We start from the raw sequence: 22,827 nt of genomic DNA, 5'->3' as shown, positions 1-22,827 counted from the left end.
GAGCGACCTGGCGCTATCCGGTGGCGTCTATTCGGAGCTGGCTTGCCGCCGAAGCTCCGCCGCACCGGGCGGCTCCGGCGGTGTCGCGGCCGCCTGGGCGCGGCCGCGATTGAGATCCTGCCAGAGCTGGAGAGCCTTCTCCGTGCCATGCAGGCGCGAGCGGTAGAGCTGCAGGCTCTCCATGATCTTGATCACGTATTCGCGGGTCTCGGTGAAGGGGATGCTCTCAACCCAGTCGATGGGATCGACATCCGGGTCGCGCGGATCGCCGAACGCCTCCACCCACTGCTTCACCCGCCCGGGACCGGCATTGTAGGCGACCAGGGCGAGGAAGTAGGAGCCGTCGTAATTGCTGATGAGATCGCCCAGATGGGCTTCGCCGAGCTGCACGTTATAGGCAGGCTCAGTCAGCCGGGCGGCGGAGTACTTCACATTGAACTGCTTCGCCACCAGCCGCGCCGTCGACGGCATGAGCTGCATCAGCCCCTGGGCGCCCACGGGACTTTTGGCGCCGGCATTGAACTCGCTCTCCTGCCGCGACAAGGCATGCACCAGCGCGACATCCACCTTGTCGCTGAGCCGCACGAAATTGGGAATCACGCCGATCGGAAGCGCATATTCGCCCACCGGCATGTCCCGGTTGAAGGCGATCTTGGCGAGCCGGATGCTGATCTGCCGGTTGCCGCTCTGCCGCGCCAGCTCGGCCAGCAGAACCACCTCGGCCGGCGACTCCAGGCTGCGGGCGAGGGAGATGAAGAAATAGGGCATCAGCGCTTCGTAGTCGCTGGCCATGGCGACGCCGATGGCCCGCACCGCGTGGCGCGACGTGAAGCGATCCACATCCGCCTTGCTCGGCACAGGTGTCGGCGTCACCTCCAGCTTGGCGGGTGCTGCGTCGAGCGCCTGTCTGCCGAGCTGGCCGTAATAGTGCTGCGGATAGCGGGCTGCCGCCGCGAAATGGATGATCGCCGTCCGGCGGTCGCCGAGGGCCTGGGCTGTGCGCCCCATCCAGTATTCGGCGCGGGATTGGGTCTTGGAATCGTCCGCTGTCGTGCGCAGAAGCGCGAAATGGGGAAGCGCCTCTTTGGGCTTTCCAAGAAAGCGCAGCGCGATCCAGCCGGCCAGGAACTCCGCCTCCGCCAGATACTCCTTCTCCTTGATGGGACCGTGATTGGAGGCGATCTTGTAGGCCGCTTCGTATTCGCCGAGCCGGAGCGCCATACGGCAATTCACCCGCCGCTCGATCCACCACTGATCGAGGTCGCCGAGCCGGGCGGGATCGTCGGGCACCGACAGCATCAGCTTCAGCGCCTCGTCTTCCTTGTCGTTCCGCCGGAGATACTGGATGCGGTTGAAGAGCAGCCCGACATCCTTGGCATCGGCATCGTCGGGCAGGGCGTCCAGCAGCTTGCCGGCATTGCTGCGGCGCTTCTGAACCGCGATCCGCGCTTCGATCTTCTTCTGATCCTTGTCGGGCAGCAGCTTCGCGACCCGCTCCGCCTCGTCGACCAGGGTGGAATCGTCGGGATACATCAGCATGTCGATGCGCGCCCGGTGATCCTCGTCACTTAGCAGCTTGCCGAAATCGGCGAGGATTTTCTCCTCCACCTTCTTGTCCAGCGGATGCTCACGCCACGCGGACCTGACCATCAGCTTCGCCTTCTCCTTGTCGCCGACCGTCGTATAGGCGGTGGCGAGCGCGGCCTTGCCCGCGCCAGTTTCGGGCGCCGAATCCTTGAAGAATGCGGTGACCTCGTTCGCGTCGGCCTCCGCCATGAACAGCTTCCGCTCGGCCGCGGCCCGCAAATCGTCCAGGGAAGGCCAATGGGGATGGGACTCGCGGAACGCCTCGATCGTCCGCGCATCGGCCGGCGGATCGTCGCTGCGATACGCGTACCAAAGAGCGAGCTCCTTCGCCGAAGGATCCTGCAGCCGTTCGATCGCCCGCTTCGCCTCGTCGCCCTTGTCGTGATAGGCGGAACTGATCGCATCCTTCAGATGATCGATATCCGAGCTGCTCAGCTTGTAGTGGAGGATCGGGTCCAGCAGGGCCGCATAGTCGGGGCCGTTCCCCTTGGGCTTGTCGCTGCCCGCAACCGGCGCGGTTTCGGTCTGCTTCGCGTCTTCGGAGTTTTCGGTCAGGCGTGGATTGCGGATCGGGAGCGATCCCGCGGCCGACTCGGTATCCGCATCGTCGCTATCGTCCGCGGCGCTCTCGGTCTCCGGCGCATCGGATTTTGAGTCATCCTCGGCCGTGGCCTCCGCGTCCCCGGCATCCTTGGCGTCGCCGGATGCCTCCGCGTCGCTGCTCTTGACCTCGCCGGTCTTCGAATCGCCAGTCTTCGAATCATCAGACTTTGAATCATCGGACTTCGATGGTTCCTCGGCGGCGGCATCGGACTTGAGTTCCGACTTGGCGTCGGCGGTAAGGTTCGGATTGCGCTCGGGCAGAGTCACATCCTCGGCCGCATGGGCCGACGCGGAAGCGATCAGCAAAGCGAACAAGGTGATGACAAGCGGGGGGACGCCGATGCGTATCATTCTGTCGGTTCTCTACCGCTTCGTCGCGGAATCCGGCGGGTGGCCTCCTGAGTCGGGCACAAGGACTTAACCATGCGATAGTAGCAATTTTCGGCGTTTCGTGCGCAAGAATGTCCGAAATTGCGTCTGAAAGATGGAATGGCGCACAGCAGAGGGCGTTTTGCACCGATGCTTGCTGCCCTCATTCTAAATCCCTATTGTCCGGCATATTTCCAATCCGACCGGTTCATGGTCCGGCGATCTCTCACATCAGCTCAGGAGTGCTTTCGTGTCCCGCTCTCGTTTCCAGGGTTCGCTCACGGCGTTGATAACGCCATTCAAGGATGGCGCGCTTGATCTGGATGCCTACCGAAAACTCATCGAGTGGCAGATCAATGAGGGCACGAACGGCTTGGTTCCCGTCGGCACGACAGGTGAATCGCCGACGCTTAGCCATGCCGAGCATGACGAGGTGATCGAGGTTTGCATCGAGGCCGCCGCCGGGCGTGTGCCCGTCATTGCAGGCACGGGGTCGAACTCCACGAAGGAAGCGATCCGGCTGACCCTGCACGCCAAGAACGCGGGCGCCGACGCGGCGCTTATCGTGACGCCATACTACAACAAGCCGACCCAGGAAGGCCTGTATCTGCACTTCAAGGCGATCAACGACGCCGTCGATCTGCCGATTATAATCTACAACATCCCGCCGCGCAGCGTGGTGGACATGTCCGTGCAGACCATGGCGCGCCTCTTCGAGCTGCCGAACATCATCGGCGTGAAAGACGCGACCGCCAATCTTCAGCGCGTCAGCCAGCAGCGCATGGCCATGGGGCCGGACTTCATCCAGCTCTCCGGCGAGGACGGCACTGCGCTGGCCTTCAACGCTCATGGCGGCGTCGGCTGCATCTCGGTCACCGCCAACGTGGCGCCCAAGCTCTGCTCGGAATTCCACCGCGCCTGCCTGAGCGGCGACTACAAGCGCGCCCTTGAGATCCAGGATATCCTGATGCCGCTGCACGAGGCGCTGTTCATCGAATCCAATCCCGGACCGGTGAAATACGCCGCCGAACGTCTCGGCCTGTGCAGCCGCGATACGCGTTTGCCCCTGGCGCCGATCATGGAGACCACCCAGCGGCGCGTGGACGAAGCTCTCGTGAAGGCGGGGCTGATCTCCGGCTGATCGCCGGGAGCCAATCAAGGTCCATCCCATGGCCAAGAAGACCGGCACGAGCAAAACCGTCGCCGAAAACCGCAAGGCGCGCTTCAACTACGAGATCGGCGAGACCCTAGAAGCGGGGATCTCGCTGGCCGGCTCGGAGGTGAAGTCTCTGCGGAACGGGAAGGCGAACATCGCGGAGTCCTATGCCTCCGCGGAAGGCGGCGAGATGTGGCTGATCAACTCCCATATCGCCGAGTACGCCCAAGCCGGCCGCGAGAACCACGATCCGACCCGCCGCCGGAAGCTCCTTCTGAACAAGAAGGAGATGGACAAGCTCGCCGGTGCCATCCAGCGCGAGGGCATCACCGTCATTCCGCTGACGCTTTATTTCAACTCCCGCGGCATCGCCAAGGTGAAGCTCGGCGTGGGCAAGGGTAAGAAGCTCCACGACAAGCGCGAAACCGAGAAGAAGCGGGACTGGAATCGCCAGAAAGCCCGCATTTTGCGCGAGCGCGGGTAACATTCGCCATGCGCGAAGGTCTCCGCCTGCCTTCCGTTGAGCTTCCCGCGACGACCGGCGGCTCAATCGATCTGAGCACCCTTGAGGAGAGGGCGCTGCTTGTCCTCTACCCCTGGACGGGCCGCCCCGGCACGCCGAATCCGCCGCGGTGGGACGATATACCGGGCGCCCACGGCTCCACGCCGGAGCTGGAGGGCTTTCGCGATTCTGCGGAGCGTTTCGAAAATGCCGGCATCGCGATCTTCGGACTGAGCCGCCAAGACACGGCCTGGCAGCGCGAACTTGCCGAACGCCTCTCGCTCTCGTTTCCACTCCTGAGCGACGTGGACGATAAGCTCTGGCCCGCCCTCGGCGCGCCAACCTTCGAGACCGGCGGCGAAATCTACCTGAAGCGGGCAACGCTGCTCGTGGAGAACGGCCAGGTCGCGGCCGTCTTCGCGGATATCGCCGATCCCGCGGGACATGCGACCGACCTGCTGCAACGCCTCCTCGGCTAGGTAGTCCCGAGGCGGCGCGCGATCTCGCCGAACACGCCTTCGAACATCTCCGTCGTGAGCACGCCGGTATTCGTGTTGTAGCGGGAGCAGTGATAGCTATCGATCAAGGTCAGTTCGCCGACATCATGAACCGCCCCATGGCCGAACGGTGCCTGTTTCAGCTTCAAACCGAGGGTGCGGACGACGCTGTCATGGGCAATCCGGCCGAGGGCCAGGATCATGCGGAGCCGGGGCAGGGTATCGATCCGGGCGGTCAGAAACTGCCGGCAGGCCTTGATCTCATCGGTGGTGGGCTTGTTGGCCGGAGGCACGCAGCGCACCGAATTGCTGATCATGCAGTCCACGAGCTCCAGGGCGTGCGGGTCGTCGGGCGTATGGTGCCCGCGCGCGAAACCGAACTTCATCAGGGTCGGATAGAGGAGATCGCCGGCGAAATCGCCCATGAAGGGCACGCCGGTCCGGTTCGCGCCCTGCAGACCGGGCGCCAGCCCGACGATCAGCAGCCGCGCATCGGCGCCGCCGAACGACGGTACCGCGCCGTTGAACCAATCCGGATGTTTGACGGCGTTGTCTCTACGGAATTCAACCAGCCGTGGGCAGAGCGGACAATCCGGTGCCGGCTCGGGAGTGGCATTGGGCTCCGCAATGCGGGGATTGGCGGATGTCATCCTTTCGCGGCGAGAGGCGCATCGTCATCACCCGCATCGCGCTTGGCGAGCTTGCCCAGCGCCGACCAGTCGAGATCGCCTGCGCCGGCCGCCATCAGCGTCAAGAAGCGCTCCGAGACCAGGGACGCCATGCCCATGGGGACCTGAAGCTCTTCGGCCGCATCGAGCGCAAGCCCCATGTCCTTATGACCGAGCTGAGCCGTGAAGCCCGGCGGCGTATAGCGCTCGTCGGCGATAAGCCCGCCATAGGTCTTGTGAATCGGCGCGGAGAAGAGCGTCTCCGTCAGCAGCTCCAGATAGGCATGGCGATCGATGCCGGCCTTGCCCACGAGGGCGAAGGCTTCGGCCAGGGATTCGATCGTAGAGGCGATCAGGAAATTGCCTGACAGCTTCACCAGATTGGCCTTGGCCGCCTCCTCTCCGAAGAAGAAGGTGCGCTGACCCAGCATCTCGAGAACGGGCTGGCAGGTGTCCAGCACCTCTGCAGGTCCCGCCGCCACGATGAAGAGCTTGCCGGCCGCCGCAGCATCCGGCCGGCCGAAGACCGGTGCGGAGACGAAGCCCTGGCCCGCTTCCGCATGGGCCGCCGCAAGCCGCTCGGCCAGAGCGACGCTGATGGTGCTCATGGAGATATGGGTGGCGCCCTTCGGCAGGGCCTGAAGGATTCCATCCTCCCCGAAGACCGTAGCCTCCACGGCCGCGTCGTCGGCGAGCATGGTGATAACGATTTCGCCCTGGGCCGCGCCGCCGGGCGTATGCGCAAACTCCGCGCCGTCGGAAATGAGGCTCTCCGCCTTTTTCTCGGTGCGGTTATGAACGGTCAGGGGCTTCCCGGCAGCGATAAGATGGGGCGCCATGGCGCTGCCCATGGAGCCAAGTCCGATAAATCCGATTTTCATAATGTCAGGTCTCTGAAAACGTATGAGCAGAAAGAATGGCTTCGGCGTCTTCGGTGCCGATCAGGTCTCGATCAGATCGTCGTCCGATTCGAAGCTATCGTCATCCTGGGGGTTCAGTTCGGGCGCTCGCCTCCGAGGCTCTCTGTTGTAGCGCTCGTTGGGATCCCGGCCGATCTCGTCCTGGAGATCCGCCAGATCGATGAACTGGTCCGCCTGCCGTCGAAGCTCGTCCGCCACCATGGGGGGACTGGTCATCAGAGTGGAAACCACGCTCACCCGGCGGCCACGATGCTGCAGCGCTTCGACCAGCGAACGGAAATCGCCGTCGCCGGAGAAGATCACGAGGTGATCGAGATATTCCGCAAGCTCCATGGCGTCGACTGCAAGCTCGATATCCATGTTCCCTTTGATCCGCCTGCGACCGGCCGCATCGGTGAACTCCTTGGTCGGCTTGGTGACCATGGTGTAACCGTTATAGTCGAGCCAATCGATCAGTGGACGGATGGAGGAATACTCCTGCTCGTCAGCGAGCGCCGTATAGTAGAGCGCACGCACCAGACGGGCCTGGGAGCCGAAGACGGTCAACAGCCGCTTGTAATCAATATCGAAACCGAGCGCCTTCGCTGCCGCATAAAGATTGGCGCCATCCACAAAAAGGGCTACGCGCTCCGTGGCGTAAAATTGCATTGAATCTCCTGTTTAGCGAAGTAAACGCGGAAACCGCGACCGAGTTCATGACAGTATCGACTCAACACACTTGGCCGCCTGCCGGGTTCCATCGGGACCAGAACCCGTGATCGAAGAGGCCGTATGAGGGGAAACGCGCTTGTCGCGCTCGGCGCCAATTTGCCGGGCCCGTGGGGGACTCCGCTGCAAGCGGTGAACCGCGCCCTGGCCGAGCTGGACCGCGGCGGCACTGCGGTCGTGAGCGCCTCGCCCCTCTATGAAAGCGAGGCTATCGGCCAGCCGGGCCAGCCCGCTTATGTGAACGCCGTGGCGGAGATCGCGACCCACATGCCGCCCGAGGCATTGCTGCGAAAGCTCAAGCGCCTCGAAGCGGCAGCCGGACGCCGCGGAAAGAATGCGCCGTGGGGCGCCCGCAATCTCGATCTCGACATCGTGGATTACGGCGGCCGGGTCCAGGGATGGCGCGGGAGCAGGGCAGTGATGGCGGGGGCGGGGCCACGCAAGCTTACCTTGCCTCACCCGCAGACCCATCTCCGGTCCTTCGTCCTGGTCCCCCTTCGCGATATAGCGCCCGCTTGGCGGCATCCGGTGCTCAAGCGCTCCCCGTCGTCGCTCCTTGCGCACATTCCCGGCGATGAGCCTCTCCATGGTCTGACGCGGCTTTCTGAAGCAACGCCTTGACCGTAAAGGCCACTTCCCTTGCGTTGACGGGCACAACCTTCTAAATAGGGCGCAACTTCACGACTCCCGAAAAAGGATTTATCGATGGCTCGCGTTACCGTCGAAGATTGCGTCGACAAGGTCGAAAACCGGTTTGAGCTCGTTCTGCTCGCCAGCCATCGCGCCCGGACCATTTCCGCCGGCGCCCCCCTGGCCGTCGACCGCGACAACGATAAGAACCCGGTCGTCGCGCTGCGCGAGATCGGCGACGGCGAGATCTCGCCGGACGATCTGAAGGAAGACTTCATCCACTCGATGCAGAAATACGTCGAGGTGGACGAGCCCGAGGCCGATGCCGTTCCGGACATGCAGTCCGACAGCCGTCCGCTGCTCGGCGCCGACGATCCTTCGATCGACACCCAGATCGACAAGATGAGCGAAGAAGAGCTGCTGCGCCGCATGGCGACCCAGGCGCCGTCCGACGGCTCCAATGCGGGTCCGCGGTCCCGCTAGCAGACGCCGCGCAATGGCGATGCGCCGCGCGGATGCGGCTTGCGAATTCGACCGGCCGGGCTTGAGTGCTTCGGCCGGTCTTTTTGCCTGTAGGCTCGGGCTCGACACGCCGCCGCACTTCAAAAGTCAATCTTTACCGGCCATCTTTAGTCTGCCGTCTCCCCGCGGCGGAGGTGTACCCGCGCCATGATGCGCCAATACGAACTCGTCGAACGCGTGCTCCGCTATGAGCCCAACGCAGACGAGGCGCTTTTGAACCGCGCCTACGTCTACGCGATGAAGGCGCACGGCAATCAGCGGCGTGCCTCCGGAGACCCGTTCTTCTCCCACCCCCTCGAGGTGGCGGCGATCCTTGCCGACATGCGCCTGGACGATGCGACCATCGCCACCGCGCTCCTTCACGACACTCTCGAAGACACCCAGACCACCCGGGACAAGATCGATTCGATGTTCGGGCCGGAGATCGGCTCGCTCGTCGAGGGCCTCACCAAGATCAAGAAGCTCGATCTGGTGACCAAGAAGGCGGAGCAGGCGGAGAATTTCCGCAAGCTCCTGCTCGCCATCTCGAGCGACGTGCGGGTGCTGCTGGTGAAGCTGGCCGACCGGCTCCACAACATGCGCACCCTGCAATACATGAAGCCGGCCAAGCGCAAGATCATCGCCCAGGAGACGATGGACATCTACGCGCCGCTCGCCGGCCGCATGGGCATGCAATGGCTGCGCGAGGAGCTCGAGGACCACGCCTTCCGCTGGCTGCACCCGGAGGCTTACAAGGCCGTCGTCAAGCGTCTGGAAACCCTGCGCGAAGAGCATCAGGGCCTGATCGACGACATCCAGTCGGCCCTCACCAAGAAGCTGGACGAGGCCAAGGTGACGGCGACCGTCGTGGGGCGGGAGAAGAAGCCCTATGCCATCTGGAGCAAGATGGAGCGGAAGCAGATTAGCCTCGAGCAGCTGTCCGACATCTACGGCTTCCGTCTCGTCGTGGACGTCGTGCCCGATTGTTACCGGGCGCTCGCCGTCGTGCACACGAGCTGGCACATGGTCCCGGGCCGCTTCAAGGATTACATCTCCAATCCGAAGCCCAACGACTATCAGTCTCTTCACACCACCATCGTGGGGCCGAAGCATCAGCGCGTGGAGCTGCAGATCCGCACCGAGCAGATGCATCAGGTCGCCGAGTACGGCGTGGCCGCCCATGCCCTCTACAAGGACAGCGGCAACGGCTCCAACTATGTGGCGGCCCCCGCCGACAGCAACGCCTATCGCTGGCTCCGCCATCTCATCGAGATGCTCCAGGAGGGCGACAATCCGGAAGAATTCCTGGAGCACACCAAGCTCGAGCTGTTCCAGGATCAGGTCTTCTGCTTCACCCCCAAGGGCCGCCTGATCGCCCTGCCGCGCGGCGCCAACGCCATCGACTTCGCCTACGCGGTGCACACCGATGTCGGCAACACCTGCGTGAGCGCCAAGATCAACGGACGCCCCATGCCGCTGGCCACGGCTTTGCGGAATGGCGACGAGGTGGAGATCATCTGTTCCGAAGGGCAGCAACCGCGTCCCGCCTGGGAGAAGCTCGCCATCACCGGCAAGGCGCGCTCGAATATCCGGCGCGCCACGAAGGCGGCCGTTCGCGCCCAGTACGGCGCTCTCGGCAGGCTCATCCTGCAGCGCACTTTCGATCGCCACGGCAAGCAGTTTTCCGAAGATGCCTTGCGCGAGGTTTTGGGCCGGCTGTCCCAGAAGACCACCGAAGACGCCATCGCCGCCGTGGGGCGGGGCGAGTTGCCGTCGGCGGACGTTCTGAAGGCGGTCTATCCGGAAGAGACTCCGCCTTCGCCCGCCGCGCCCAAGCGGAAGCCGAAGGTGAAGAACGACGAGGAAGGCTGGTTCGGTTTCGGCAAGGTGATGGGTCTGAAGTTCCGTTGGCCCGGCACGTCGAAAGGCAAGCGCGATCCCCTGGCGGGCGTGCCCGTTCGCGGGGTGAGCGGCGATCTGCCCGTTCGGTTCGACGAAGGCGGCGCCGTGCCCGGCGACCGGATCGTCGGCATCCTGACCCCGGGAGAGGGGATCACGATCTATCCCATCCACTCCAAGGCGCTGCACGCCTATGACGACGAACTCGATCGCTGGATCGACGTGACCTGGGATCTCGACGATGTGAACCCCCAGCGCTTTCCGGCCCGTCTCCAGCTGGTCGTTCTCAACGAACCCGGCAGCTTGGCGCAGATCGCCGGCGTCTTCGCCGAGAGCGACGGCAACATCGTCAATATCCGGATGAACAACCAGCTCCCGGACTATACGGAGATGACCATCGACGCCGATGTCTGGGATTTGAAGCACCTGAATGCCACGATCGCGAAGCTGCGGACCATGGATGTGGTCTCCAGCGTCGAACGGGCGGGAGACTGATCACACACGGAATATTGCCCTTGGAAAATTGAGCGGCTACGTCAACCGCTCGGTGACGATGATGCGATGTTGCGCGGGTTCGGGCCGATAGCCGCCACAAATCGCCGCCACATTTCCTCACCACCTGTTTTCACAAGAGATTTAACCTAAATAGGGTAGTTCTAGCGCTCTCGATTGCCACTTTTTGAGCGCGGTTCAGTGCTTTGAGGACCGGATGCTGTTCAAGCGTCGACAAGCTGAATCTTTCTGGACGAAGGCGAGGGTGCATCTCTGGCCCCGTCGCAGCTGGTCGCGCTCGACCCGCTATGTGAAGCATCGGGTCACGCGCATCAACGCCACGCCCCATGTGATCGCCCTGGGATTCGCCGCCGGCTGCTTTATATCGGCTACCCCCTTCGTAGGCTTCCATATGATCGGCGCCGCGCTGATCGCCTGGATGATCGGCGGCAGCATCATCGCAGGCCTGCTCGGAACCTTCGTCGGCAACCCGTTGACCTATCCCTTCTTCTGGTTTGCGAGCTTCAAGGTCGGCACGGTGATCCTGGGGACATCCGGCACCCACACCCACACGGATTTTTCCGGCGAGTTCTTCTCCTCGTCATGGGACAAGATCTGGCCGATCCTGAAACCCACCATCGTCGGCTGCGTGCCGGTGGGACTTGTGCTATTCGCGATCTTCTATTTTGCCACCCGCTGGGCCGTGCAGGTATACCAGGAGCGGCGGAAGCAGCGCTTTCAGCTGCGCCAGCTCCAGCGCGACCAGGCAATCGGGGCGCAATGAAAAGCTCCGCGAAGATCGATTTCGACCAGTCCGATGACCTCTGAACCACCTCCGATCCGGCTCGGCATCAATGTCGACCACGTCGCCACGTTGCGGAACGCGCGCGGCGGCACCCATCCCGACGTCGTTCGCGCGGCCCAGACCGCCATCGACTCCGGCGCCGACAACATCACCGCCCACCTCCGCGAGGACCGGCGCCACATCCGCGACGAGGATATCGCCCGGCTGGTGGAGCTCTCGAAGCCTCTCAATATGGAGATGGCCGTCACGCCAGAGATGCTGCAGATCGCGCTGCGCACCCGGCCCCACGCGAACTGCCTGGTGCCGGAGCGCCGCGAGGAGCTCACCACGGAAGGAGGGCTCGACGTGGCAAGCCAGGTCGAGACCCTGAAGCCGTTCGTCGCGAAGCTGCGCGACGCTGGCATCCGGGTATCGCTCTTCATTGATCCCGACCTCGCTCAGATCGAGGCGGCGGCGACGGTGGAGCCGAATGCCGTTGAGTTGCATACCGGCACCTACTGCGAAGCGGGCCTCGCCAAGAATCAGGCAAAGTTCGAAAAAGAGCTGGCGCGTCTCCAGAAGGCCGCCCAAGCGGCGTCCGACGCCGGCCTCGAGGTCCATGCCGGCCACGGCCTGACCTACGGCACCGTCGGCCCAGTGGCGGCGATTCCCCAGATCGTGGAGCTGAATATCGGCCACTTCCTCGTCGGCGAAGCGCTCTTCGTCGGCCTCGGCGAGAGTGTCCGCCACATGCGCCGCCAGATGAACCGTGCCCGCCGCGCCGTCGAAGCAACGGGCCGCGTTTCCGCGGACGAAACCCTATGATCATCGGGCTCGGCAACGACATCATCGACATCCGCCGGGTGGAGAAGACTATCGAGCGGTTCGGCGAGCGCTTCCTCGACCGCATTTTCACCGACGTGGAGCGCACGAAATCCGACGCCCGCGCCGCCCGCGCCGCATCCTACGCCAAGCGCTTCGCCGCCAAGGAGGCGTGCTCGAAGGCCTTGGGGACCGGTTTTCGGGAAGGGGTCTTCTGGAAGGATATGGGGGTGGTCAATCTGCCCTCCGGCAGGCCGACCCTGAAGCTTACTGGCGGCGCCTTGCGCGCCCTGGAGCGCCTCACGCCGGAAGGCCACGAGACACGCATCGATCTGACCATCACCGACGACTTCCCCACGGCCCAGGCCATCGTCATCATTTCCGCCATCAAGGTGCCCATGCGCGACTGACCGGCGACGGTTCAGCGTCCATCGGCCGCGCGACCGGCCGATACGGGGTGTATTTGCGCCCGCCCGACCGAAGGTCTATAGCCATGACCCTCACGCCGGAGTGGCATTTCAACGAGGAGACCGCCGCATGAGTGTCCAAGCGGAACGGACGCAACAGAAGAGCAGCTTCACATCGGTCATCATCCCGGCGCTGCTCTTGGCCTTGTTCGTGCGGGTGTTCCTTTTCCAGCCGTTCAATATCCCGTCCGGCTCGATGATCCCGACGCTGCTCATCGGCGACTATCTCTTCGTCTCGAAATACAGCTACGGCTACAGCCGCTATTCGATTCCCTTCAGCCCGGACCTGTTCTCCGGCCGCATCTTCGGCGAGATGCCGAAGCGGGGCGACGTGGTCGTGTTCAAGCTGCCCACGGACAACAAGACCGACTACATCAAGCGCGTCATCGGCCTTCCAGGCGACAAGATCCAGGTGAAGCACGGCATTCTCTTCATCAACGGCGAAGAGGTGAAGAAGGAGCGCATCGAGGATCTGGCGCTCGAGGGGCCAACCGGCCGGGTGCGCAACCTGCCGCAATATCTGGAGACCCTTCCCAACGGCGTCACCTATCACGTGCTCGATACGGTTCAGGAAGGCATCAGCGACAATACCGAGGTCTACGAGGTCCCCGAAGGCCATCTCTTCATGATGGGCGACAACCGGGACAACTCGACCGATAGCCGCTTCCTGAACGAGGTGGGCTACGTGCCGTTCGAGAACCTCATCGGCCATGCCCAGGTGATCTTCTTCTCACTCGGGGAAGGCGCCCATTTCTGGCAGGTGTGGAAATGGCCGAGCGCCGTCCGCGGCTCGCGAATCTTCGACCTGGTGCGCTAGGATTGCCCGACGCGTCTGACAAGGCACTGAAGGGGTTGGCGGGCCGGCTTGGGCATGACTTCGCCGACCTCAATCTTCTGAAGCTCGCGCTCACCCATTCGTCCGCCCGGGCGGTCGAGGCCGCCGACGATGACAATGAGCGCCTCGAATTTCTCGGCGATCGCGTGCTCGGCCTGGCCGTGGCCGAGCTTCTGACCTCGCGGTTCCCTGAGGCCCGGGAAGGCGAGCTGGCCCGCTGGTTCAATCATCTCGTCCGCGCCCAGACCTGCGCAGAGATCGCCCAAGGTTGGGATCTCGGACGGTATCTGGTGATGAGCAGCGGCGAGGCCGGCAGCGGCGGACGGCGCAAGATGACCATCCTCGCCAATGCCTGCGAAGCGGTGCTCGGGGCGCTCCATTGCGATGGCGGCTATGGGGTAGCGGCCAAGATCGTGCAGCGGGATTGGGCGCCCCATCTCAGCGAGTTGGATGTGGCCGCAGCCGATGCGAAATCCGTGCTGCAGGAATGGGTACAAGGTCAGAAGCTTCCCTTGCCGCGCTATGTGGAGACAGGCCGTTCCGGCCCTGACCACGCCCCGGAATTCACCGCCGAGGTGCAGATCAAAGGCCTCGATCCCGAACGTGGAAAGGGCCCGAGCAAGCGGGCTGCAGAGCAGGCCGCGGCGCTCGCGGTGCTGATCCGCGAAGGCGTTTGGGATAGCGTCGAGCCCTAGAGCGATTTTGATGAAGCGGCAGCAATGAACGACGAGAACCAACCATCACCCGACGAGCCGGCCGGTCCCATCGGAGGAAAGGGCGACACGAGCTGCGGTTTCGTGGCGCTGATCGGGGCGCCCAATAGCGGCAAGTCGACCCTGACGAACGCACTCGTCGGCGCCAAGATATCCATCGTCACCCATAAGGCTCAGACGACCCGCGGCCCTGTCCGCGGCCTGGCCCTCGAGGACAACACCCAGATCGTTCTGGTCGACACCCCCGGCATCTTCCAACCGCGCCGCCGTCTCGACCGCGCCATGACCGCCACCGCCTGGGATCGTGCCGCCGATGCCGACCTCATTCTCCTGGTGGTGGACGCGCGTCGCGGTGCCGACGAGAAAGCCATGGCCGTCGTCGAAAGGCTCGACGAGATGAAGGTGCCGGCCGCCCTTGCCATCAACAAGGTGGACCTCGTCAAGAAGCCGAAGCTCCTGGAACTGGTCGCGGACCTCTCAGCCCCGGACCGCTTCGACGAAACCTTCATGATTTCCGCCCTGAACGGCGATGGGGTCGCAGACTGAAGAAATACCTGGCCAGCAAGATGCCCGCCGGGCCCTGGCTCTTCCCTGAAGATCAGCTGACCGATGCGCCGCTTCGCCAGGCCGCCGCCGAGATCACCCGCGAGAAGCTGTTCCTCCGGCTCCATGAGGAGCTGCCTTACGCGCTCACCGTCGAGACGACCGAATGGAAGACCCTGCGCGACGGCAGCGCCCGCATCGAACAGACCATCTTCGTGGAGCGCGACAGCCAGAAGAAGATCGTGCTCGGCGCCAAGGGTCAGACCATCAAGGAAATCGGCCAGGCGGCCCGGACCGACATCGCCGAGATCGCCGACCAGCCGGTCCATCTCTTCCTGTTCGTGAAGGTCCGCGAGCGTTGGGGCGAGGATCCGGAACGCTATCGCGAGATGGGGCTGGACTATCCGAAAGAGTAGGGCCTAATCCGCCCCATGGATTGGCGCGACGACGGCATTCTTCTCTCCACCCGGCCGCTTGGCGAAGCGAACGCCATCGCCGAGCTTTTGACAGAGGGGCATGGACGTCATCTGGGGCTGGTCCGGGGCGGCCGTTCCCGGCGCCTCCGCCCCTTGCTCCAACCCTCGAACCTGCTGCACATCACCTGGCGTGCACGGCTGCCGGAGCATCTCGGCTCCATCACCGTGGAGCTCATGCAGTCTTACGCCGCGGGGGTGCTCGACGATCCTGCGGCGCTCCTGGGCATCGAATCCCTGACATCCATGGCCCGCATGCTGCCCGAGCGCGATCCTCATCCTGCCCTTTATCACGGTGCCCGCGCAGTCTTCGACGCCCTGGACGACCCCGAGATCTGGCCCGCGCGTCTCGTTCGCTGGGAGCTGGAATTTCTCGCCGATATGGGCTTCGGCATCGATCTGTCCGAATGCGCCGCGACCGGCACCACGGACGACCTCATTTATGTGTCGCCGAAATCGGGCAGGGCGGTCTCCAGGGAAGCCGGCGAACCTTACGCCGATAAGCTTCTGCGCCTTCCGGCCTTCCTCATCGATGAGGCCGCCGAGCCATCGCCCCAGGACATCGCCGATGGCTTTCGGCTCTCCGGCTACTTCCTCGACCGCGATATCTACAGTCCTCATGGCGAGCCGCTGCCGGCCGCGCGGGAGCGGCTGCTGGCGCGTCTTGCGCAAAGCTAGTCAGGTCGACAAATCGGATGTGGAGGGCGTTAGGAGGCCTCAGGCGGGGCGATGAACTCCCAATCCTTGGGGAGCTCGTCGGCCAGTTCGGCCGAGATCGAGAGATTGGTCTCCAACACATCCGCCGGATTGCCCGACAGCCAGGCGCTCATGTCGATGGCCTGGTAATCCCCGTCGTTGAATCCGACCAGGACGCGAAGGACTTCGCTGCCGGTATTCTTGATGTAGTGGCCCGCGCCCATGGGGGCGTAGCCGACATCGCCGGCCGAGAACTCGTCGATCACCTTGTTTCCCTGAGCCAGGAAAACGCCCATCTCAGCGGTTCCGGAGATGTAGTACTGCCACTCGTCGGCATTCGGATGCCAATGGAGCTCCCGCAGCGCGCCGGGCTCAAGCTCGAGCAACGAGCCCGCCATGCCGTGAGAAATCGGAAATTCCGCGACCGTCACGGTGCGCTGGGTGCCCCCGCCGGGCATCCGCCGCGGCTCCTGGGCCAGCAGGGGATAGCGGTGCGACGTGGTCAGAGCGGCCTCGGGCCGGCGGGTCGACAGGCGCGACTCGTCGTCCGGCACAGGCCCCTTGGCGAAATAGACCTCCGACTTGGGCAGGCTGGCGACCTGCTCCTGCGTCCATCCGAGATTCTGCGCCACGATCGGCGCCGGCATCTGGGCAAGAAAATCGCTGATGCTGAAGGTGTGGTCCTCGGAGAAATCGCCATTGTCGAAGATCAGGATGAAATGGCAGTCGCCCGGCCCGATCCCCTGGATCGAGTGGCCGAAGCCACGCGGGAAATACCAGACGTCGCCGGGCCCGAATGTGTCGATCGCCGCGTTGCCATCAGGGTCGATGATCGTGATCCGGCAATTCCCCTCGATGACGTATGCCCACTCCGCCGCGTTGGCATGCCAGTGCAGCTCGCGGATCGTGCCCGGGCCGAGCCGCATGGAGACGCCGGCGATGCCCGTGGAGACGGGAAACTCGCGCACCGAGGCCCCGCGCGTGATGCCGCCGTTGAAAGCCTTCGGCGGCTGCGCTTCGAGCGCGTATTTGAAGGAGGGGAGAGGCGAGCGCTTGTCCATGCGCAACCATAATCGAAATCTCGGAATAGAATATTACAGAATTCGCAGCCGCCTTGAGCGATCGTCCGCGATGGGCTAACCGGATTCCATGGGAAAAGACGTGACGCCCGATGATTCGGGCCCGATCGAGCCGATCAATCTCCGCGAGGCGCTGGAAGAGCGCTATCTCGCCTATGCGCTGTCCACCATCACCCAGCGGGCGCTGCCCGATGTGCGCGACGGGCTGAAGCCGGTCCATCGCCGGCTGCTCTACGCCATGCAGCAGCTTCGCCTTGCGCCCCAGGGCGAATTCCGCAAATGCGCGAAGATCGTCGGCGACACCATGGGCAACTACCACCCCCATGGAAACCAGGCGATCTACGACGCGCTCGCCCGTCTCGCCCAGGATTTCGCGGTGCGCTATCCGCTGGTCGACGGCCAGGGCAACTTCGGCAATATCGACGGCGACAACCCCGCGGCCGACCGCTACACCGAGGCGCGTCTCACCGAGGTCGCGACCCGTCTGCTGGAGGGTATCGACGAGGACACCATCGACTTCCGCCCCAACTACGACGGGCGGGACATGGAGCCGGTCGTCCTCCCGGCCAACTTCCCGAACCTCCTGGCCAACGGCGCGTCCGGCATCGCCGTGGGCATGGCGACCAGCATCCCGCCTCACAATGCGGGTGAGCTTTGCGACGCCGCGCTCCATCTCATCAAGTTCCCGAACGCGACCGTCGAGAAGCTCGTCGAGTTCGTCCCGGGCCCCGACCTGCCGACCGGCGGCATTATCGTCGAGCCGCACGAGCAGATCGTCGAAGCCTATAAGACGGGCAGGGGATCATTCCGTGTGCGCGCCCGCTGGGAGCAGGAAGATCTCGGCCGCGGCGCGTACCAGATCGTCGTCACCGAGGTGCCGTACCAGGTTCAGAAGGCTCGGCTCGTCGCCCGTATCGCCGAGCTTCTGCAGCAGAAGAAGCTCCCGCTGCTGGCGGATGTGCGTGACGAATCCACCGAAGAGGTTCGCCTCGTCCTCGAACCCAAAACCCGCACCGTGGATCCCATCCTGCTGATGGAATCTCTCTTCAAGGTCACCGACCTGGAGACCCGTCTGCCCCTCAACATGAACGTGCTGAGCAAAGGCCGCATCCCCAATGTCGTGAGCCTGCGCCAGGCTCTGCGGGAGTGGCTGGATCACCGCCTCGAAGTGCTGGTCCGCCGTTCAAATTACCGCCTCGGCAAGATCGACCACCGCCTGGAGGTGCTCGCAGGCTATCTCATCGTCTATCTCAACCTCGACGAGGTGATCCGGATCATCCGCGAGGAGGACGAACCCAAGCCCGAACTGATGGAGACCTTCGAGCTGACCGACGTCCAGGCCGAAGCGATCCTCAACATGCGCCTGCGCTCCTTGCGCAAGCTGGAGGAGATGGAGCTCCGCCGCGAGCACGACACCCTGTCGGAGGAGCGGAAGGAGCTGAAGACGCTGCTCGGTTCGGAAGACCTGCAGTGGAAGCGTATCGGCGAGGAGCTGAAGGAGACCAAGAAGAAGTTCGGTCAGGAGACCGAGCTGGGCCGCCGCCGCTCCAAATTCGACGAGGCGCCGGAAGCCGATCTCGATCTCGTCGAGGCCATGATCGAGAAGGAGCCCATCACCATCGTGCTTTCCGAGAAGGGTTGGATCCGCGCCATCAAGGGCCATCAGACCGACACGGATTCGCTCGCCTTCAAATCCGACGACAAGCTCCTGCGCGCCGTGAAGGCCTCCACCACCGACACGCTGCTCGTCTTCGCCACCAATGGCCGGTTCTATTCGCTGCCTGCGAACAAGCTGCCCGGCGGGCGCGGCCACGGGGAGCCCCTGCGCTTGATGATCGATATCGAAGGTTCGGCGGATGCGGTGGAGATGATGGTCCATCAGCCCGGTCGGAAGCTGCTTGTCGCCGGCACCGCCGGCTACGGCTTCGTGGTGCCGGAGGACGAGGTCGTCGCTATGACCAAGAAGGGCAAGCAGGTGCTCAACGTGCGCGGCGCCGACGAAGCGTTGCTCTGCGCACCTGTCGCCGGCGACAGCGTGGCGGCCATTGGCGAGAACCGGAAGCTGCTGCTCTTCCCGCTTAAGGATCTGCCCGAGATGCCCCGCGGCAAGGGCGTGCGCCTCCAGCGCTTCAAGGATGGCGGCCTGGCGGACGCGAAGACATTCTCCAAGGCGGAGGGTCTCTCCTGGGTCGATGGAGCAGGGCGTACCTTCACCCAGAGTTCGGACGAACTCGCCGAATGGTGGGGCGAGCGCGCCCAGGCCGGCCGCATGGCCCCGCGCGGCTTCCCGAAATCCAACAGCTTCGGCCCGCGCTTCAACGGGCAGAACTAGAGAGCCCGGCGGAGAACCGGGCTATCGGCTGAAGCGACGTCGGCCGAAACTGTTAGCTTTAGAAGTCGGTGAAGGCCGGGGCGAGCTTGCGGTCGGCACAAGCGCCGCATCCGTCCGCCTCTGGCGCGTCGCTCTTGCCGTCGAACCGCACCCAGCCCTTGGCGGTCAGGTGCTCCTGCGGGTGGAACCGGTTCTTGTAGCGCATCTTGCGCGCGCCCTCGATCCAGTAACCGAGATAGACATAGGGCAGGCCGAGGCTCTGGGCGTACTGGATATGCTCCAGGATCATGTAGGTGCCCAGGCTGCGCGAGGTGAGCTCCGGGTCGTAGAAGCTGTAGACCATGGAAATGCCGTCGCTCAGCTGGTCGCAGAGGCAGACCGCCACCAGCGGCGTGGAGCCGTCGCCTTCCGGATCGGGCTTCAGCCGATACTCGCTCACGAAGGTCTCCACCACGCTGTCTTCCATCATCAGCGAATAGTCGAGCACCGTCATTTCGGCCATGCCGCCGTCGGCGTGGCGGGAATCGATATAGCCGCGGAACAGCGAGTACTGCTCGCTGTCGGCGGATGGCTCCTTGCGGCGGACCATCAGGTCACGGTTGGTCTTCAGGACCCGCTTGTGGGAGCGCCGCAGATCGAACGCATCGACCACGATCCGCACCGGCACGCAGGCCGAGCAGGAATCGCAGTAGGGCATGTAGGCGATGTTCTGACTCCGCCGGAAACCGCCCTTCAGGAGGTTGTCGATCAAGAGATCGGGCTTGTCGGGGGTTAGATGCGTGAAGAGCTTCCGCTCGTAGCGCCCCGGAAGATAGGGGCATGGCTGCGGCGCGGTGATATAGAACTCCGGGAAGTTGCTCTTATGCTCTGTCACCTTGGCTGTGCCTCAAAATGAATTGGGGTCACCATAAACGGCGAATCGGCCGGAAGCGTTTCATCAAGACCGCCGCGCTCGAACCGTTGGCAAAGTGTAGGGGATGAGCGGCGCCCAGAGCAACAGGAGAGGAATAGGGCCGAACGGCGAGGCTCGGAGAGAACCGCTATCGATCTCTGTCCCTCCGGCGCCAAGCGCCATGAACTCAAGCCCATTCCACTCAAGCCCATTCCACTCAAGCCCAATCCACTCAAGCCCAATCCACTCAAGCCCAATCCACTCAAGCTCGTGAACTCAAGACATGGACCTAGGTGTTCCGGACCGCCACGACGCCCGCGAAAATGTCGTGCAGGCAGCGCTTCTGCCGGTCGATCAACGGCCACAGCAGGATCGGGAAGAAGATCGTCAGCGACAGCCAGAAGAGCAGGGCATGGAACGCGCCGATCAGCGGCGAGACGCTCCCGCCATGCCACATCTTTATCTTCACGCCCATCATGCGCATGCCGATCGTCGACTGGTTCGGGCCGCCCACGGTGAGGGCATTGTAGCCGAGCCCGACGATTGGAAAGAGGACCCCAACGAAGAAGAGCGCGATTCCCAATGTCAGAATCGTGCTCACGACGAATAGGACGGTCCACAGAACCGCGATGATGATTGCGTCAATGATGAACGCGACGCTCCGCCGCCGCAAAATCCCTTCGAAGAGATTTGGATGGGAGACCACGTCGAAGGCCGGATTGAAGGGCGTGCCCTGCTCGCGGGCCGTCGTCTGTGCGTCGCTCATGAAGTGTTCCGAATCTCCGATTGGATTTGCAACTGCCATCATACCGAAACATGGGTAACACGTCGCAGGAAACAAGCGTTTCGGCCGGCTCGCGGACGTTATCAACCGCCCCTCGATCCTGACGCCAGTCCCGCGGCCGTGCCCGGTTGCCGACTCTCTGGCGAGGCGGTAGACATTTGCCTCACACGGATTCGGGAAGGGGATCGACATGCCGCGCCGCGTGAAAAATTCTCGCCGCCACGCTTCAATTCTTGCCGCCTGCCTGCTCGGAGCATTGCTCTTCGGCCCCGCGGCCGCAAACGCCGCCTGCGACGGCTCCAACGAGGTCTTTTCCGACGACTTCCAGGACGATGCCGGCGGCTGGGCCCTCAACCGGGCGGTGAAGATCGCCGACGGCACCTTCACCTTCGATCTTCAGCCCGATGAGATGCAGGCCAATCTCAACGTCAGCCACACCATCGACCAGGACGTGAAGATCTGCGCGGACGCAGTCTGGCCGGAGGAAGAGCCCGGCATCCTTGGCGCTGGAATCCTGTTCTGGGGTGAGGATGCGAAGAACTATTTCCAGTTCGGCGTTCTGAACACCGGCAAGTACTGGATTGCCCGGAAGGAAAACGACCGCTGGCAGGTGATCGTCCAGAACGTCACCTCCGACGCCATCAAGACCGGCAAGGGCGAGACCAACACCCTGCGGATCGAGGCAAACGGCGATCAGGTCGGGTTCTACGTCAATGGCGAGAAGTTGCGCGAGCTCCGCGGACAACAGCCTAAGGGTGGCTGGCGATTCGGCCTGAGCGGCGACAATTTCGACCGCCAATCCGCCGAGGCTATTACGTTTTCGTCCGTGACGGTGACCAACTAGGCCGACGCCTTCAGGCGCTCGGCGACCTCGCGCGCAAAATAGGTGAAGATCGCATCCGCGCCGGCCCGCCGGTAGCACATCAGTGTCTCCATCACGGCCGTGTTCCGGTCGATGCATCCCTTTTCCACCCCGGCGCTGAGCATCGCGTACTCGCCGGAGGTCTGATAGGCGAAGGTGGGGATGCCGAAGGTCCGCTTCACCCGCGAGAGCACATCGAGATAAGGCAGGCCCGGCTTGACCATCACCATGTCGGCGCCCTCGGCGATATCGAGGGCAACCTCGCGCATGGCCTCTTCCGTATTGGCCGGATCCATCTGATAGCTCTGCTTGTCGCCCTTCAGCATCGAACCCGAGCCGACGGCGTCGCGGAACGGGCCATAGAAGCCCGAAGCGTATTTCACCGCGTAGGAGAGAAGCTTGGTGTTGATATAGCCGGCCTCTTCGAGAGCCGCGCGCATGGCGCCGATCCGTCCGTCCATCATGTCCGATGGCGCGAGGATATCGCAGCCGGCCTCGGCCTGGACCAGGGCCTGGCGCACCAGCACCTCCAGGCTGCGGTCGTTGTCGATCTCACCGTCCACGATGATCCCGTCATGTCCGTGGCTGGTGTAGGGATCCAGAGCCACGTCGCAGATGATGCCGATATCCGGCACCTCCGCCTTGATCGCCCGCACGGCGCGGCAGATCAGATTGGCCGGATTGCACGCCTCGCTCGCAACCTCGTCGCGCAGCCCCATTTCGGTATAGGGAAACAGCGCGATCGCCGGCAAACCGAGCTCGGCCGCTTCCTTCGCCGCCTGAATGGCGAGATCGACGGAGAGCCGCTCCACGCCAGGCATCGAGTCCACGGCTTTGCGGGCGCCTTCGCCCTCGATCACGAAGAACGGCCAGACCAGATTGTCGACCCCGAGATGGGTCTCCCGGACCAGCCGCCGGCTCCAGTCCTGCATCCGCGTGCGCCGAAGCCGCGTGGCGGGGAATCCCGGCTGCGACATGAGTCGCTGCTTCTCCTCGGTCCGCTTGATTCGTTC

General features: G+C 63.7%; 22 protein-coding genes and 1 pseudogene. 15 read left to right on the top strand and 8 right to left on the bottom strand.

All coding sequences use genetic code 11. The features are described 5' to 3' along the window. Positions 1 to 27: 27 nt before the first annotated feature. Complete coding sequence (locus tag A7A08_RS02095) at positions 28 to 2,541, bottom strand: lytic transglycosylase domain-containing protein (RefSeq protein WP_069093869.1); 2,514 nt, start codon at positions 2,539 to 2,541, stop codon at positions 28 to 30. Between the two features lie 268 nt (positions 2,542 to 2,809). On the opposite strand from A7A08_RS02095, the gene dapA reads away from it, so the two are divergent. From dapA to A7A08_RS02080, 3 genes are read left to right on the top strand one after another with little or no spacing between them, the layout of a single operon-like run. Further along, on the top strand, positions 2,810 to 3,700 hold the full coding sequence (dapA, locus tag A7A08_RS02090; RefSeq protein WP_069093868.1) for a 4-hydroxy-tetrahydrodipicolinate synthase: 891 nt from the start codon (positions 2,810 to 2,812) through the stop codon (positions 3,698 to 3,700). Positions 3,701 to 3,728: 28 nt separating this feature from the next. Beyond that, on the top strand, positions 3,729 to 4,199 hold the full coding sequence (gene smpB / locus A7A08_RS02085) for an SsrA-binding protein SmpB (RefSeq protein ID WP_069093867.1): 471 nt from the start codon (positions 3,729 to 3,731) through the stop codon (positions 4,197 to 4,199). Between the two features lie 8 nt (positions 4,200 to 4,207). Then, entirely contained in the window at positions 4,208 to 4,696 is a 489-nt protein-coding gene (locus A7A08_RS02080; RefSeq protein WP_069093866.1) for a peroxiredoxin, read from the top strand. On the opposite strand, the gene A7A08_RS02075 is transcribed toward A7A08_RS02080, so the two are convergent. From A7A08_RS02075 to A7A08_RS02065, 3 genes are read right to left on the bottom strand one after another with little or no spacing between them, the layout of a single operon-like run. Next, on the bottom strand, positions 4,693 to 5,364 hold the full coding sequence (locus tag A7A08_RS02075; protein ID WP_069093865.1) for a uracil-DNA glycosylase: 672 nt from the start codon (positions 5,362 to 5,364) through the stop codon (positions 4,693 to 4,695). The two genes, A7A08_RS02080 and A7A08_RS02075, sit on opposite strands and share 4 nt — an antisense overlap. Then, the gene (locus A7A08_RS02070) at positions 5,361 to 6,263 is read right to left on the bottom strand and encodes an NAD(P)-dependent oxidoreductase (RefSeq protein WP_069093864.1); all 903 of its coding nucleotides are present in this window, start codon (positions 6,261 to 6,263) and stop codon (positions 5,361 to 5,363) included. Before A7A08_RS02070 ends, A7A08_RS02075 begins: the two co-directional genes overlap by 4 nt. Positions 6,264 to 6,323: 60 nt before the next feature. Further along, complete coding sequence (locus tag A7A08_RS02065) at positions 6,324 to 6,950, bottom strand: LabA-like NYN domain-containing protein (protein ID WP_069093863.1); 627 nt, start codon at positions 6,948 to 6,950, stop codon at positions 6,324 to 6,326. A 123-nt stretch (positions 6,951 to 7,073) separates the two neighbouring features. Between A7A08_RS02065 and folK the strand changes: the two genes are divergently transcribed. The 10 genes and pseudogenes from folK (at position 7,074) to recO (ending at position 15,847) form a co-directional block, all read left to right on the top strand. Next, positions 7,074 to 7,631, top strand: coding sequence for a 2-amino-4-hydroxy-6-hydroxymethyldihydropteridine diphosphokinase (gene folK, locus A7A08_RS02060; RefSeq protein WP_069093862.1), 558 nt, complete (start codon positions 7,074 to 7,076; stop codon positions 7,629 to 7,631). An 84-nt stretch (positions 7,632 to 7,715) separates the two neighbouring features. Then, positions 7,716 to 8,123, top strand: a complete 408-nt coding sequence (gene rpoZ, locus A7A08_RS02055) for a DNA-directed RNA polymerase subunit omega (protein ID WP_069093861.1) — start codon at positions 7,716 to 7,718, stop codon at positions 8,121 to 8,123. Positions 8,124 to 8,309: 186 nt separating this feature from the next. Continuing rightward, complete coding sequence (locus tag A7A08_RS02050) at positions 8,310 to 10,535, top strand: RelA/SpoT family protein (protein ID WP_069093860.1); 2,226 nt, start codon at positions 8,310 to 8,312, stop codon at positions 10,533 to 10,535. A gap of 262 nt (positions 10,536 to 10,797) precedes the next feature. Continuing rightward, complete coding sequence (locus A7A08_RS02045; protein ID WP_208430553.1) at positions 10,798 to 11,316, top strand: DUF2062 domain-containing protein; 519 nt, start codon at positions 10,798 to 10,800, stop codon at positions 11,314 to 11,316. A 33-nt stretch (positions 11,317 to 11,349) separates the two neighbouring features. After that, a complete protein-coding gene (locus tag A7A08_RS02040; RefSeq protein WP_069093858.1) occupies positions 11,350 to 12,141 on the top strand; it encodes a pyridoxine 5'-phosphate synthase in 792 nt (263 codons plus the stop codon). After that, positions 12,138 to 12,548: a holo-ACP synthase gene (gene acpS, locus A7A08_RS02035; protein ID WP_069093857.1), complete on the top strand. Its 411-nt coding sequence runs from the start codon at positions 12,138 to 12,140 to the stop codon at positions 12,546 to 12,548. Before A7A08_RS02040 ends, acpS begins: the two co-directional genes overlap by 4 nt. Before the next feature lie 127 nt (positions 12,549 to 12,675). After that, a complete protein-coding gene (gene lepB, locus A7A08_RS02030) occupies positions 12,676 to 13,422 on the top strand; it encodes a signal peptidase I (protein ID WP_069093856.1) in 747 nt (248 codons plus the stop codon). A gap of 2 nt (positions 13,423 to 13,424) precedes the next feature. Continuing rightward, positions 13,425 to 14,135, top strand: a complete 711-nt coding sequence (gene rnc / locus A7A08_RS02025) for a ribonuclease III (protein ID WP_069093855.1) — start codon at positions 13,425 to 13,427, stop codon at positions 14,133 to 14,135. Between the two features lie 24 nt (positions 14,136 to 14,159). Next, positions 14,160 to 15,112: pseudogene (gene era, locus A7A08_RS02020) on the top strand (GTPase Era). A gap of 15 nt (positions 15,113 to 15,127) precedes the next feature. After that, positions 15,128 to 15,847 carry a DNA repair protein RecO gene (gene recO / locus A7A08_RS02015; protein WP_069093854.1) on the top strand — a complete coding sequence of 240 codons (720 nt, stop codon included), beginning with the start codon at positions 15,128 to 15,130 and terminating at the stop codon, positions 15,845 to 15,847. Positions 15,848 to 15,876: 29 nt separating this feature from the next. On the opposite strand, the gene A7A08_RS02010 is transcribed toward recO, so the two are convergent. Continuing rightward, the gene (locus A7A08_RS02010; protein WP_069093853.1) at positions 15,877 to 16,926 is read right to left on the bottom strand and encodes a cupin domain-containing protein; all 1,050 of its coding nucleotides are present in this window, start codon (positions 16,924 to 16,926) and stop codon (positions 15,877 to 15,879) included. 88 nt (positions 16,927 to 17,014) lie between these two features. Between A7A08_RS02010 and parC the strand changes: the two genes are divergently transcribed. Further along, a complete protein-coding gene (parC, locus tag A7A08_RS02005) occupies positions 17,015 to 19,276 on the top strand; it encodes a DNA topoisomerase IV subunit A (protein ID WP_069093852.1) in 2,262 nt (753 codons plus the stop codon). Between the two features lie 58 nt (positions 19,277 to 19,334). Here the strand turns inward: parC and A7A08_RS02000 are convergent, their stop codons facing one another. Both A7A08_RS02000 and A7A08_RS01995 read right to left on the bottom strand, forming a co-directional pair. Next, the gene (locus A7A08_RS02000; RefSeq protein ID WP_069093851.1) at positions 19,335 to 20,150 is read right to left on the bottom strand and encodes an arginyltransferase; all 816 of its coding nucleotides are present in this window, start codon (positions 20,148 to 20,150) and stop codon (positions 19,335 to 19,337) included. Positions 20,151 to 20,457: 307 nt separating this feature from the next. Then, on the bottom strand, positions 20,458 to 20,934 hold the full coding sequence (locus A7A08_RS01995; RefSeq protein ID WP_069093850.1) for an RDD family protein: 477 nt from the start codon (positions 20,932 to 20,934) through the stop codon (positions 20,458 to 20,460). A 220-nt stretch (positions 20,935 to 21,154) separates the two neighbouring features. On the opposite strand from A7A08_RS01995, the gene A7A08_RS01990 reads away from it, so the two are divergent. Further along, a complete protein-coding gene (locus tag A7A08_RS01990) occupies positions 21,155 to 21,796 on the top strand; it encodes a hypothetical protein (protein ID WP_141693799.1) in 642 nt (213 codons plus the stop codon). Here A7A08_RS01990 and hemB read toward each other — a convergent pair. Next, positions 21,793 to 22,791 carry a porphobilinogen synthase gene (gene hemB / locus A7A08_RS01985; RefSeq protein ID WP_069094272.1) on the bottom strand — a complete coding sequence of 333 codons (999 nt, stop codon included), beginning with the start codon at positions 22,789 to 22,791 and terminating at the stop codon, positions 21,793 to 21,795. The genes A7A08_RS01990 and hemB overlap by 4 nt on opposite strands. Between the last annotated feature and the right edge of the window lie 36 nt (positions 22,792 to 22,827).

The organism is Methyloligella halotolerans, assembly GCF_001708935.1.
Lineage (GTDB): Bacteria > Pseudomonadota > Alphaproteobacteria > Rhizobiales > Methyloligellaceae > Methyloligella > Methyloligella halotolerans.
The sequence above is the reverse complement of the archived record's forward strand: the minus strand, read 5'-3'. Positions and strand labels throughout refer to the sequence as shown.

Bases quoted from the DNA above. Each gene is read 5' to 3' on its own strand.
- A7A08_RS02095 (WP_069093869.1), bottom strand. From the start codon at position 2,541: ATGATACGCATCGGCGTCCCCCCGCTTGTCATCACCTTGTTCGCTTTG.
- smpB (WP_069093867.1), top strand. From the start codon at position 3,729: ATGGCCAAGAAGACCGGCACGAGCAAAACCGTCGCCGAAAACCGCAAG.
- A7A08_RS02080 (WP_069093866.1), top strand. From the start codon at position 4,208: ATGCGCGAAGGTCTCCGCCTGCCTTCCGTTGAGCTTCCCGCGACGACC.
- A7A08_RS02075 (WP_069093865.1), bottom strand. From the start codon at position 5,364: ATGACATCCGCCAATCCCCGCATTGCGGAGCCCAATGCCACTCCCGAG.
- A7A08_RS02070 (WP_069093864.1), bottom strand. From the start codon at position 6,263: ATGAAAATCGGATTTATCGGACTTGGCTCCATGGGCAGCGCCATGGCG.
- A7A08_RS02065 (WP_069093863.1), bottom strand. From the start codon at position 6,950: ATGCAATTTTACGCCACGGAGCGCGTAGCCCTTTTTGTGGATGGCGCC.
- folK (WP_069093862.1), top strand. From the start codon at position 7,074: ATGAGGGGAAACGCGCTTGTCGCGCTCGGCGCCAATTTGCCGGGCCCG.
- rpoZ (WP_069093861.1), top strand. From the start codon at position 7,716: ATGGCTCGCGTTACCGTCGAAGATTGCGTCGACAAGGTCGAAAACCGG.
- A7A08_RS02050 (WP_069093860.1), top strand. From the start codon at position 8,310: ATGATGCGCCAATACGAACTCGTCGAACGCGTGCTCCGCTATGAGCCC.
- A7A08_RS02040 (WP_069093858.1), top strand. From the start codon at position 11,350: ATGACCTCTGAACCACCTCCGATCCGGCTCGGCATCAATGTCGACCAC.
- acpS (WP_069093857.1), top strand. From the start codon at position 12,138: ATGATCATCGGGCTCGGCAACGACATCATCGACATCCGCCGGGTGGAG.
- lepB (WP_069093856.1), top strand. From the start codon at position 12,676: ATGAGTGTCCAAGCGGAACGGACGCAACAGAAGAGCAGCTTCACATCG.
- recO (WP_069093854.1), top strand. From the start codon at position 15,128: ATGGATTGGCGCGACGACGGCATTCTTCTCTCCACCCGGCCGCTTGGC.
- A7A08_RS02010 (WP_069093853.1), bottom strand. From the start codon at position 16,926: ATGGACAAGCGCTCGCCTCTCCCCTCCTTCAAATACGCGCTCGAAGCG.
- parC (WP_069093852.1), top strand. From the start codon at position 17,015: ATGGGAAAAGACGTGACGCCCGATGATTCGGGCCCGATCGAGCCGATC.
- A7A08_RS01995 (WP_069093850.1), bottom strand. From the start codon at position 20,934: ATGAGCGACGCACAGACGACGGCCCGCGAGCAGGGCACGCCCTTCAAT.
- hemB (WP_069094272.1), bottom strand. From the start codon at position 22,791: ATGTCGCAGCCGGGATTCCCCGCCACGCGGCTTCGGCGCACGCGGATG.